General features: G+C 70.3%; 10 protein-coding genes and 2 tRNA genes. 9 read left to right on the top strand and 3 right to left on the bottom strand.

Going from position 1 to position 11,570, the window contains the following annotated elements; all coding sequences use genetic code 11:
• The first annotated feature begins 35 nt into the window (after positions 1–35).
• From rsfS to AOK08_RS16490, 5 genes are all read left to right on the top strand, one after another.
• Positions 36–479 (top strand): ribosome silencing factor, encoded by a 444-nt coding sequence (gene rsfS, locus AOK08_RS16510; RefSeq protein WP_055526325.1) that lies wholly within the window; start codon positions 36–38, stop codon positions 477–479.
• Positions 476–1,150 (top strand): histidine phosphatase family protein, encoded by a 675-nt coding sequence (locus AOK08_RS16505; protein ID WP_055526324.1) that lies wholly within the window; start codon positions 476–478, stop codon positions 1,148–1,150. The genes rsfS and AOK08_RS16505 overlap by 4 nt, the downstream gene beginning before the upstream one ends.
• Before the next feature lie 107 nt (positions 1,151–1,257).
• A tRNA-Ala gene (locus AOK08_RS16500) sits at positions 1,258–1,330 on the top strand.
• A gap of 466 nt (positions 1,331–1,796) precedes the next feature.
• Positions 1,797–2,030, top strand: coding sequence for a hypothetical protein (locus tag AOK08_RS16495; RefSeq protein ID WP_044472114.1), 234 nt, complete (start codon positions 1,797–1,799; stop codon positions 2,028–2,030).
• Positions 2,031–2,127: 97 nt separating this feature from the next.
• Positions 2,128–2,200 (top strand) — tRNA-Ala (locus AOK08_RS16490).
• A 178-nt stretch (positions 2,201–2,378) separates the two neighbouring features.
• On the opposite strand, the gene AOK08_RS16485 is transcribed toward AOK08_RS16490, so the two are convergent.
• Together AOK08_RS16485 and AOK08_RS16480 are read right to left on the bottom strand one after the other, a co-directional pair.
• Complete coding sequence (locus AOK08_RS16485) at positions 2,379–4,001, bottom strand: NADH-quinone oxidoreductase subunit NuoF family protein (protein WP_055526323.1); 1,623 nt, start codon at positions 3,999–4,001, stop codon at positions 2,379–2,381.
• Positions 3,998–5,284, bottom strand: coding sequence for a ferric reductase-like transmembrane domain-containing protein (locus AOK08_RS16480; RefSeq protein ID WP_198539286.1), 1,287 nt, complete (start codon positions 5,282–5,284; stop codon positions 3,998–4,000). Before AOK08_RS16480 ends, AOK08_RS16485 begins: the two co-directional genes overlap by 4 nt.
• 491 nt (positions 5,285–5,775) lie before the next feature.
• Between AOK08_RS16480 and leuS the strand changes: the two genes are divergently transcribed.
• The 3 genes from leuS to AOK08_RS16465 all read left to right on the top strand — a co-directional run bounded on the left by leuS (position 5,776) and on the right by AOK08_RS16465 (position 10,522).
• A complete protein-coding gene (gene leuS / locus AOK08_RS16475) occupies positions 5,776–8,655 on the top strand; it encodes a leucine--tRNA ligase (RefSeq protein WP_055526322.1) in 2,880 nt (959 codons plus the stop codon).
• A gap of 168 nt (positions 8,656–8,823) precedes the next feature.
• Positions 8,824–9,582 (top strand): hypothetical protein, encoded by a 759-nt coding sequence (locus AOK08_RS16470; protein WP_055526321.1) that lies wholly within the window; start codon positions 8,824–8,826, stop codon positions 9,580–9,582.
• Positions 9,583–9,676: 94 nt separating this feature from the next.
• Entirely contained in the window at positions 9,677–10,522 is an 846-nt protein-coding gene (locus AOK08_RS16465) for a DegV family protein (protein ID WP_055526320.1), read from the top strand.
• A 136-nt stretch (positions 10,523–10,658) separates the two neighbouring features.
• On the opposite strand, the gene AOK08_RS48900 is transcribed toward AOK08_RS16465, so the two are convergent.
• Positions 10,659–11,012, bottom strand: coding sequence for a hypothetical protein (locus tag AOK08_RS48900; protein ID WP_107100964.1), 354 nt, complete (start codon positions 11,010–11,012; stop codon positions 10,659–10,661).
• Between the two features lie 33 nt (positions 11,013–11,045).
• Between AOK08_RS48900 and AOK08_RS48895 the strand changes: the two genes are divergently transcribed.
• On the top strand, positions 11,046–11,570 hold a 525-nt coding region (locus tag AOK08_RS48895; RefSeq protein WP_422125743.1), incomplete at its 3' end, for an SLBB domain-containing protein.

Raw genomic sequence — 11,570 nt, 5'->3', positions numbered from 1 at the left:
GCAAGGGTTCCTGACCGCCGACCGAAAGCCTTGTAGTGACCGCCACTGACCGTTCCATCGAGCTCATCTCCGCCGCCGCGCAGGCGGCTGCCGACAAGCTCGCGCACGACATCATCGCCTACGACGTCAGCGACGTGCTGTCGATCACGGACGCCTTCCTGCTGGCCTCCGCACCCAACGACCGCCAGGTCAAGTCGATCGTCGACGAGATCGAGGAGCGGCTCAGCAAGGAACTCGGCACCAAGCCGGTCCGCCGCGAGGGCGACCGCGAGGCCCGCTGGGTGCTCCTGGACTACGTCGACATCGTCGTCCACGTCCAGCACAGCGAGGAGCGCGTCTTCTACGCCCTTGAGCGGCTCTGGAAGGACTGCCCCGAGCTGGAGCTTCCCGAGGACGCCAAGGCCACCCGCGGCAAGGCCGCCGAGCACGCCAAGCTCCGGGCCGAGGAGGACACCGCCGACTTCGGAGGCCTGCGGTGACCGCCCCCGCGTCCGCCCAGACCCGCCGCAAGCCGGGTCCGGGCCGCCGCCTCATCCTGTGGCGCCACGGCCAGACGGCGTGGAACGTGGAGCGGCGCTTCCAGGGCACCACCGACGTCGAGCTCACCGAGACCGGCGTCGGCCAGGCGCGCCGCGCCGCCCGGCTGCTCGCCTCGCTGAAGCCCGACGCGATCGTCGCCTCGGACCTCCAGCGCGCGGCGCACACGGCACGCGAACTCGCCGGGCTCACCGGCCTCACGGTCGCGCACGACGAGGGCCTGCGCGAGACGTACGCGGGCGTCTGGCAGGGGCTGACGCACGAGGAGATCATCACCCGCCACGGCGAGGAGTACGCCGCGTGGAAGCGCGGTGAGCCGATCCGCCGCGGCGGCGGCGAACTGGAGACCGAGGTCGCCGACCGCGCCGCCCCCGTGGTGCTGCGGCACGCCGACAAACTCCCCGACGACGGCACCCTCGTGGTGGTCAGCCACGGCGGCACCATCCGGACCACCATCGGGCGCCTGCTCGGCCTGGAGGCCCGCCACTGGGAGAGCCTCGGCGGTCTCTCCAACTGCTGCTGGTCCGTCCTCGGCGAGGGCGCCCGCGGCTGGCGCCTCCTTGAGCACAACGCCGGCACGCTGCCCGAACCGGTCCTCGGCGACGACGACTGAGCGCCCCTCCCCGCACCTCGTCAGGGGCCGGAACCCGGATTTCACTTTCCGGCTGGTCGCAGGCTAAAGTTCTTCTTGTTCGCCCCGCAGGTCAGGGCGGAACGCGAGGGGCTATAGCTCAGTTGGTAGAGCGCCTGCATGGCATGCAGGAGGTCAGGAGTTCAATTCTCCTTAGCTCCACAGATCAGGAACATCGTGTGACGAGAGTCCCGCTCCCCATCCGGGGGCGGGACTCTCGTCGTTCGACCGCCGTCTCCGGCAGACTCTTCCCGCACCGGCTGAGTCACTTGGGGGCTCGGAGGCGTATACCTCTGCGGAAGCTCTTCTTTGATGCAAGTTCGCGCTGGCCGCGACGGCTGCGGTGGGTGCCGTGTCCGGACTGGTACGAAGGCGTCGCTGACCGTATTGGTCCGTCCGTGGCAGAATCAAACGGCCGGAAGGGGGCGCGGCCCGACGGGAGGGAGTTGCGATGCCTGCGAGCATCCTCAGGGAGGTCGGTAACCTCCCTGATGCGGCGGTCATACGGGGCAGGAGAACCCGTCTCAGCTGCCCTTCCTGCGGTTCCGGCCATGTCGCCCAGGTCCTCGGTGACAACGGTGGCGTTTCCTACGTGTGCACGGCCTGCGGCCACAGCTGGAGCTGATCGATGGGTGCACACAGGAGGAAATGCGACTGGTGCGGCAGTGGTACGCCCATCGTCCGTGACATGGAGCCGGTGAACCACGACTACCAGTACTGGTGCGAGGAATGCGCGCGGGCGCTGATCATAAAGGGCGACCCGATCGAGACCTACCGTGAGCTGGAGGGCGAGCCGATCTACGGACGGCTCCTCGAGGAGCACTGCACCCTCAAGCGGTTCTACTCGTTCGTCACGGCCTGACCCGGTACCCCGGCCGGGCCCGACGGAAACGATTTGGTGCTGCACCGGAGGACCGGTAATGTTGGCGTCGCCGCCAGGGAAACCCGGCGGAACGCGAGGGGCTATAGCTCAGTTGGTAGAGCGCCTGCATGGCATGCAGGAGGTCAGGAGTTCAATTCTCCTTAGCTCCACAGAAGTCGAAGGCGGGTCATCCGAACAGGATGGCCCGCCTTCGGCGTTGTGCACAGGGATGCGTACTCAGGACACGCGTACGCGGGACACGTACGGGGAACGCGGACGGCGGGCCACTCGATCGATCCGAGTGGCCCGCCGTGGTTGTTCTCGCGTGTTCCTGTGTTCCCGCGTGTCTCAGCGACCGCTGCCGAGGGCGCGTCGGCCCCTGCCGCCGCGCTGGGACAGGACCGGCAGGCGGTCGGGGGCCGAGGCCCTGGTGTCCTCTTCGATGCGCAGCGCCAGCGCCGGGCAGCGGCGCACCGCGCGCAGCGCCTTCGCCTCCGCGTACCGGGGCACCTTCGCCTGGGCGACGGTCGGGAACCCGTCGGCGCCGAGTTCGAAGACCTCCGGGAGGAGGTCGGCGCACAGGCCGTGACCTCGGCAGAGGGTCCAGTCGACGTAGATCTTCTGGCGGCTGGGGCCGCTCTCCTCCTCCGGCTGTCCGCCGCCCGGGATGCCCGTAGGCATCTGACCGCCCTCGAAGAGCGGCAGAACGCCTTCTACGGGCCTTCCGCAGCCGTTTCCGAGGACATGGGCCGCGATGTCGTCCGTGAACGCCTTGATGGTCGATTCCAGGAACATCGCCGAGCCGTCCGGGTGCGAGCACGCACCGCGTCGTTTCACGGACTTGGCGACCTGCTTGACGGCCTCCAGGGCGGCCGGGCCACCGCCGTTGAGGATGTCCTGCATGCCGCGCGCCGCGGCGGGCAGGCCGAGGTAGCAGGGGCCGCACTGGCCGGCGCTCTCCTCGGCCAGCCACTGGGCCACGCGCAGCGATTCGCCCAGCGGGCAGGTCTCCTGGCTGATCGGCAGGATCGCGCCGGCGCCGAGCGCGCCGCCCACCGCGTCCAGGGAGTTGCGCGAGACGATCGCCTCGTTCACCGTCGCCGCGTCGACCCACTTGCCGTGGTAGCCGCCGGTCAGCACACCCTGCGGGACCGGCGGGGCGCCGGCGAGCTGGAGGACGTACCGCAGCGGTACGCCCGTCGGCACCTCGATCACCATGGGGCGGGCGACCGCGCCGGAGACCGTGAGCATGACGGTGCCCGGCTCGTCGTACAGGCCGGTGTTGCAGTAGCGCTCGGCTCCCATGCGGGCGGCGATCGCCAGTTGGGCGTACGTCTCGGCGTTGGACAGCAGGGTGGGGGCGCCGCCGACGCCGGTCTGCGAGGCGCTGATCTTGCGGCCGGGCGGGATCGCCGGGCCGCCGTCGATGGAACGGATCAGCGAGGCGGCGGCGCCGGTGACCATCCGGATCGGATTGCGCTGCACGCGCGCGCGTAGAGCCGATCTGCGGCCGTTGTTGAGGCCACGCTCGGAGAGCGCCGCCTCCATGGAACGCTGGGTGGATTCACGTGTCACCCCGATGACGAGGGTGCGGGCGCCCATGGCTTCCGCACACAGCAGGGCGCCGTCCAGGATCAGGTGCGGGGCACGGTTGACCAGTACCGTGTCCTTGCGGCAGGCGGGCTCGTCCTCGCTCGCGTTGACGACGACGACCGGCCGCACACCGCGGCGGATCGCCGTCTCGGCGACCGAGCGCAGCTTCTTGTGGAACGGGAAGCCCGCGCCGCCGCGGCCCTTCAGCGAAATACGTTCGGCGAGCTGCGCGAGCTGCTCGCCGCCCATGGGTTCGAGCGGCCCATGCACCTTGAGGTGCATGGGCAGGTCCAGTCGTTCGACAAGGTCGAAACCCGACGTGAGCACGGGAAGCCCGACCACGCGGACTTCGGGGACGTCGGGCAGAGCCTCGTTCACTTAAAGCCTCCGGAAGGCGCGTTCCAAGGTTCGCCCGAACCCGGTGCCTCGAAAGGAGCACCGGGGTTTACATCAGTGGCGGGACCGCTGTTGTACGTGTCGTTCGCGTTGTACGTGCCATAGGCGGCATTCGACTCACCGGTGTTGTACACATCACTCGTGCGGTACGCGGCGGGGCCCGGATTGCCATAGGCCGGGATGTTGAATCCCGTGTCGTTCATCGGGTCGTACGCCGAGACGGGCGCCTCGCCGACGGGCGGCGGGGACGGGACCGGCCAGGTGCCCGACGTACTGCCGTCGATCCGCGGCATCGCCTCGGTGGCCTGGATGTCCATCCGCGCGGTCTGGCCCATGTACGAGTCCTGCCCGGCCGGGGGTGTCGCGGCGCGGTAGGCCGCGGCGAAGCCGTCCTGCGAGGGTTCGGGGGTCATGGTGCGGCTGGCCGGAGCGTCGTAGAGCGGGTTCGGGGCGGCCGCGCCGCGCTGCGGGGGAACCCCGGAGTCGCCGCGCGCGGGCCTGCCCGCCGGCTTGCTGTCGTAGCCCGCCGACTCCCCGATACGTGCCCGGCTCGCGTCCAGGCCCTCGCGGCCGAATCGCTCCTGGGAGCCCAGGACGGCCATGATCTGGGCGGCCACCTTGCGCTTGAACGGGCGGGGCGCCGAGCGCAGGGCCAGGGCCGCCATGACCGCGACCAGGCACAGGCTGTACAGAATGGTGAAGATCGGCTTCGCCGGGCGCCCCGCGTACAGGCCGTGGACCAGGGCGAAGCACCAGGCCGGGTAGGCCATCATGTGCATGATGCGCCAGCGGGCCGCGACCGGGGCCGGGGACGCGAACTGGCTGCGCAGCGCGCCGGTGACGGCCGTGAAGATCATGAGCAGGCCGGCCACGGAGCCGAAGCCGATGAGGCTTCCGGTGCCGGTCACGCCGAGGCTGAAGGGGATCAGCGCGGCGATCAGCGGGGCGTGGTCGAGCGCGATCTTGACCGAGATGTGCAGCAGCAGGAAGGCGACCGAGGAGACGGCGGTCGTCCGGTGCACGGCCTGGGCGATCAACCGCTGACGGGTGTTCAGGAAGACCCGGTCCGTCGCGACCAGGCCCCAGATCACCGAGCAGGAGAGGGCGACCAGTGACAGCACGCCGGCGCCGAAGTTGAGGAAGTCCTGGACCGTGTCACCTCCGACCAGCACGACCACGGGTATGAGCAGCAGCATGGCAGCCGTCGCTATCCCGGAGGCCGAACGGCCCGTCCGGGGAAGCGAACTGTTACTACGAAGGTTCATGGGGGCAACTCCGAGCGGTTCGGGAAGGCGGTCCCGCGTCGAACTCTAAGTCGAGACATACCAAGGAGTACGAGGTTTGAGTTATTGCGCTGTTACCAAAGGGTTTTGAGGCTGGCGTGATGTCCCATAGAGGTTGTTACGCGGAGTAATTTTTGAACCTGGTTCAGGTTTCAATGTGTGGCGATTCACGTTTCCCCCTGGGGGGCGCGGGCGTCCGGAGAGCGTTGTGTGGGGGTCCTGTGGGGACTTTCAGGACACTTCCCCGGTGTGGCACCCGGTGCCGCGCGCCCCTGGAACTCCGTCGCGGCGCGCTCGACGGCTGCGGTACCCTGACGCCATGCGTGCCGTACGCCTTCTGCTTAGCGAGCCGCGCTGATCAGTCCCGACCACTGCCGAATCGTGGTCGGCATCGGCGCGGCGTCCCCTCCTGTGCGAGGGGATTTTTCATTTCCAGGCCGCAGGCAGAGACGATCGATGGAGCTTTGAGGACCATGAGCGAGACGAACCCCGCTGCCGCCGAGGTCGCGGCGCCGCACCGCTACACGGCTGCCATGGCGGCCGACATCGAGGCACGCTGGCAGGACTTCTGGGACGCCGAGGGCACGTACGCCGCCCCCAACCCGACCGGTGACCTGGCGGGCGACCCGGAGCTGGCCGCCAAGCCCAAGAAGTTCATCATGGACATGTTCCCGTACCCCTCCGGTGCGGGTCTGCACGTCGGGCATCCGCTGGGTTACATCGCGACCGACGTGTCCGCCCGCTTCCAGCGCATGACCGGCCACAACGTCCTGCACACCCTGGGCTTCGACGCCTTCGGCCTGCCCGCCGAGCAGTACGCGGTGCAGACCGGCACGCACCCCCGGGTGTCCACCGAGGCCAACATCGAGAACATGAAGGTCCAGCTGCGCAGGCTGGGCCTGGGCCACGACAGGCGCCGGTCCTTCGCCACGATCGACCCGGACTACTACAAGTGGACCCAGTGGATCTTCCTGCAGATCTTCAACTCCTGGTACGACGAGGAGGCGGACAAGGCCCGCCCGATCGCCGCCCTGATCGCCCAGTTCGAGAGCGGCGAGCGCGCCGTACCGGCTGACCACGCGCGCGCGTGGAACGAGCTGACCGCCACCGAGCGCGCCGACGTCCTGAGCGAGTACCGCCTGGCGTACGCCTCCGAGGCGCCCGTCAACTGGTGTCCAGGACTGGGCACCGTACTGGCGAACGAGGAGGTCACCGCCGACGGACGCTCCGAGCGCGGCAACTTCCCCGTCTTCAAGGCCAAGCTGCGCCAGTGGAACATGCGCATCACCGCCTACGCCGACCGGCTGCTGAACGACCTGGACGCGCTGGACTGGCCCGAGGCCATCAAGCTGCAGCAGCGCAACTGGATCGGCCGCTCCGAGGGCGCCCGCGTCGACTTCCCCGTGGACGGCGAGGCCATCACGGTCTTCACCACCCGCCCGGACACCCTGTTCGGTGCGAGCTACATGGTCCTGGCGCCCGAGCACCCGCTGGTCGAGAAGCTGATCCCGGCCGCCTGGCCCGAGGGCACCCACGACGTCTGGACGGGCGGCCACGCCACGCCCTCAGAGGCCGTCGCCGCCTACCGCGCCCAGGCCGCCTCGAAGTCCGACGTCGAGCGGCAGGCCGAGGCCAAGGACAAGACCGGTGTCTTCATCGGCTCGTACGCGACCAACCCGGCAGGCGGCGAGCAGATCCCCGTCTTCATCGCCGACTACGTCCTGATGGGCTACGGCACCGGCGCGATCATGGCCGTACCGGCGGGCGACCAGCGCGACTTCGAGTTCGCGCGCGCCTTCGAACTGCCGATCCACTGCATCGTCGAGCCGACCGACGGACGCGGCACCGACACGTCGACCTGGGACAGCGCCTTCGGGGCGTACGACGCGACGATCATCAACTCCGCCAACGATGACATCTCGCTGGACGGGCTGGCCGTCCCCGAGGCCAAGGCGCGCATCACCGAGTGGCTGGAGCGCAAGGGCATCGGCCGCGGCACCGTCAACTTCCGGCTGCGCGACTGGCTGTTCAGCCGCCAGCGCTACTGGGGCGAGCCCTTCCCCATCGTCTACGACGAGGACGGCGTCGCCCACTCGCTGCCCGAGTCGATGCTGCCCCTGGAACTGCCCGAGGTCGAGGACTACTCGCCGCGCACCTTCGACGCGGACGACGCGGACACCTCCCCGGAGACCCCGCTGTCCCGCAACGCGGACTGGGTCAACGTCACCCTGGACCTGGGCGACGGGCGTGGCCCGCAGAAGTACCGCCGCGAGACCAACACCATGCCCAACTGGGCCGGTTCCTGCTGGTACGAGCTGCGTTACCTGGACCCGCACAACAGCGAGAAGCTGGTCGACCCGGCCATCGAGCAGTACTGGATGGGCCCCCGCGAGGGCCAGCCCCACGGCGGCGTCGACCTGTACGTCGGCGGCGCCGAGCACGCCGTGCTGCACCTGCTGTACGCCCGCTTCTGGTCCAAGGTCCTGTTCGACCTGGGGCACGTCTCGTCGGTCGAGCCGTTCCACAAGCTGTTCAACCAGGGCATGATCCAGGCCTTCGTGTACCGCGACAGCCGTGGCATCGCCGTACCGGCCGCCGAGGTGGAGGAGCGTGACGGCGCCTTCTACTACGAGGGCGAGAAGGTCTCGCGGCTGCTGGGCAAGATGGGCAAGTCCCTGAAGAACGCGGTCACTCCGGACGAGATCTGCGCCGAGTACGGGGCGGACACGCTGCGTCTGTACGAGATGGCGATGGGCCCCCTGGACGTGTCGCGGCCGTGGGACACGCGCGCGGTGGTGGGCCAGTACCGGCTGCTGCAGCGGCTGTGGCGCAACGTCGTCGACGAGAACAGCGGCGAGGTCACCGTTGTCGACACCGAGCCCGACGAGGCGACCCTGCGCGCCCTGCACAAGGCGATCGACGGCGTCCGCCAGGACCTGGAGGGCCTGCGGTTCAACACCGCCATCGCCAAGGTCACCGAGCTGAACAACCACCTGACCAAGGTGGGCGGCCCGGTCGCGCGCCCGGTCGCCGAGGCCCTGGTGCTGCTGGTCGCGCCGCTGGCCCCGCACATCGCCGAGGAGCTGTGGCGCAGGCTGGGCCACTCCGACTCGGTCGTCCACCAGGACTTCCCGGTCGCCGACCCCGCGTACGTCGTGGACGAGAGCGTGACCTGCGTCGTGCAGATCAAGGGCAAGGTCAAGGCCCGCCTGGAGGTCTCGCCGTCGATCTCCGACGCGGAGCTGGAGAAGGTGGCACTGGGTGACGACAAGGTCGTGGAGGCGCTGGACGGCGCCGCGATCCGCAAGGTGATCGTGCGGGCGCCGAAGCTGGTCAACATCGTCACGGCGTAGCGGCGCAGGGGCGGGCTGTCCGACGGCGGTCCGGCGGGCGGTCTGCCGGGCGGCTCCGGGTAGTCCCCTACGGGCAGGTTCGGGGTTCTTTTGGAACTCCGGGCCTGCCCTTTGCGTTTACCTTTGAAGAGCGGCCCGAAAGCCGCGACCGGTTCGAGGAGGAGCGCCGTGGAAGCCGCTGCCGCAGTTGTCGCCCTGCTCTTCCTGCTGTTCGTCGTGCTGGGCGTGTACGCGACGGTGAAGGCGGTCGGCGCGGCCAAGAGAGGCGTGGACCGGACCATCTCGCAGGCCCGCCGCACGGTCGAGGACACCACGCTGCGCGCCAAGACCTACACCCAGCTCGGCCCGGCCGGTGAACTGGCCCAGCTCAGACTCAAGCTGCGCACGTCCATGCGTGCCACGCAGGACGCGCTGCACGCGGGCGTGGGCGAGGACGAGTCCCTCAGGGAGTCCCTCGGCCTCTTCCAGCGGCTCAGTACGCACGGCTACGAGCTGGACGCCGAACTCAAGCGGCTGGAGTCCGAGCCCGACCGGGCGAAGCTCGCCTCACGGCTGCCCGACCTGCGTGAGCGCACCGGCCACATCACCCAGGCGTCCGACTCGCTGCGCTGGGCGGCCCGGGACCGGGCCAACCGCTTCGCGGGCGACGACCTGGACGCCCTCAGGACCCAGATAGACATCGAGGCGGGCGCCCTGCGGCACTGGACGACCGGGGAGCCCACGCCCACTGCCTCTCCCTCTGCTGCTCCCGCTCCGCCGTCGTGGCCGGAGGCCCCGGCCGCAGGCGGCGGTGGCGCGCAGCAGACGTGGCCGGACAACCCCGCCGCACGCCCGGGTGCCGAACCGGCCCGGCCGGCCATCACCCCGCCGGTGCGGCAGCCCGTCCACCCCTGGCAGAAGAAACCCCGTCCCGAGAGCACGACTTGAACGGGTGAGTGACCGGGCGGGCCGGCTCCGGTCCCGTCGCAGGTGAAAGGGGGCGGGCTGCCGCCGCGGGGCTACGGCAGGTAACCTCCAGCTCATGTCCCGCCATGTCGCGATCGTCACCGATTCAACGGCCTACCTGCCGCCGCGGACGATGGAGCGTCACGGCATCATCGCGGTGCCGCTGACCGTTGTCCTCGGTGACCAGGCCCTCGAAGAGGGCACCGAGATCTCGGCCCGCTCCCTGGCCCAGGCACTCCAGAAGCGCCGGCCGGTCACCACCTCGCGCCCCAGCCCCCAGCTCTTCGCGGAGACCTACCGCAAGGTGGCCGAGTCCGGTGCCACCGGCATCGTCTCGCTGCACCTCTCGGCCGAGTTCTCGGGCACGTACGACGCGGCGGTCCTGGCGGCCCGTGAGGCGCCGGTGCCCGTACGGGTGGTGGACACCGGCATGGTGGCGATGGCCCTCGGGTTCTGCGCACTGGCCGCGGCCGAGGCGGCGGAAGCGGGCGGCACGGTGGACGAGGCCGTCGCCGCCGCGGAGAAGCGGGCCGCGGGCACGTTCGCCTACTTCTACGTCGACACCCTCGACTATCTGCGCCGTGGCGGCCGGATCGGCGCCGCGCAGGCCCTGTTCGGCTCCGCCCTGGCCGTGAAGCCGCTGCTGCAGCTCGACGGCGGTCGCATCGAGATGCGGGAGAAGGTACGGACGGCGTCCAAGGCCATCGCCCGCCTGGAGGAGATCGTCGTCGAGCAGACGGGCCTGGCGCAGGTCGACATCGCCGTTCACCATCTGGCCGCCCCCGACCGGGCGGCGGCCCTCGCGGACCGGTTGCGGGAACGGGTGCCTGGGCTGGCCGAGCTGCATGTGAGCGAGATCGGGGCGGTGATCGGGGCGCATACGGGGCCTGGGTTGCTGGGCGTGGTCGTGTCGCCTCGGTGAGGGGTTCCGTGGTGCTCCCTTACTCGTGTGGGTGAGGGAGTTATCCACAACCAGATGGTTTTCCACCGGAATTGAGCAAGATCATCGCGGGTGTGGTGGATTGCCCCATCATCGGCGCATGGCACTTCGATCACGTTCACACGCGACCACTCCGACCAGCGGCCCGGGGCGCGGCCCGATGTCCGACGGCCGTGTCCGTCACGGACATCGCCGTCCTCGCGGCCGGGCCCGTCAGCATCAGGCGTCGGCCGACGAGATCCGCCGACGGGCGGAGGTGCTCTTCGGCGAACAGGTAGTGGAACGACGGGAGTCGGGGAACGGTCCGCCCGGAGGCGGTGAGCGGGACGCGGGGGTGGCGGAGGGCCGTCGGTTTCCCGGGGCGGCGGTAGGGCGTGGGGTTTCCGGTGGGGGCGGTTCGGGCGGCGACGGGGACACGGTCATCGCGCCTGCCGTTGCCGTTGCCGATGCCGATGCCGATGCCGATGTCCATGCTGTTGCCGGCAGAGGTGTCGGTGTCGGTGTCGTGGGCGGTCGGGCCGCCGGGGATTGGCGGGAGCGGGCCGGGCTCGCGGTGCGGGAGCGGATGCCCCTGTGGTTGCAGGTGCGGTGCGGTCTGGAACGGCGGAGCGTGGTGGCGCTCACGGTGGTGCTGGTCGCCGCCGGGGCGCTCGCCGTACAGCACTTCTGGGCCGGGCGTGTGCAGCCGGTTCGGGCGCCGGAGGTGGTGCGGGCGGCGGCTCCGTTCGGGGTGGCACGGACGGGTGGCGTCGCCGCCGGTCCCCGGAGCGGTACGGGAACGGCCGGGCCCAGGATCGTGGTGGACGTCAGCGGCAAGGTGCGGGAGCCGGGGGTTCATCGGCTGCCCGCCGGATCCAGGGTCGCCGACGCCTTGCGGGCCGCCGGCGGGGTGCGTCCCGGTACGAAGACCGACGGGCTCAACCGCGCGCGGTTCCTCGTGGACGGTGAACAGGTGGTGGTCGGCGGGGCTGTGCCCCTGCCGGGGGCGGTCGTGGCAGGTGTGGCGGGCGCGAGTGGCGGGGGAACGGGC

The organism is Streptomyces graminilatus (assembly GCF_001418565.1).
GTDB lineage: Bacteria > Actinomycetota > Actinomycetes > Streptomycetales > Streptomycetaceae > Streptomyces > Streptomyces graminilatus.
Note: the sequence above shows the minus strand (reverse complement) of the source record. Positions and strands in the feature narration are given on the sequence as shown.

Bases quoted from the DNA above. Each gene is read 5' to 3' on its own strand.
- AOK08_RS16495 (WP_044472114.1), top strand. From the start codon at position 1,797: ATGGGTGCACACAGGAGGAAATGCGACTGGTGCGGCAGTGGTACGCCC.
- AOK08_RS16480 (WP_198539286.1), bottom strand. From the start codon at position 5,284: ATGAACCTTCGTAGTAACAGTTCGCTTCCCCGGACGGGCCGTTCGGCC.
- leuS (WP_055526322.1), top strand. From the start codon at position 5,776: ATGAGCGAGACGAACCCCGCTGCCGCCGAGGTCGCGGCGCCGCACCGC.
- AOK08_RS16465 (WP_055526320.1), top strand. From the start codon at position 9,677: ATGTCCCGCCATGTCGCGATCGTCACCGATTCAACGGCCTACCTGCCG.
- AOK08_RS48900 (WP_107100964.1), bottom strand. From the start codon at position 11,012: ATGGACATCGGCATCGGCATCGGCATCGGCAACGGCAACGGCAGGCGC.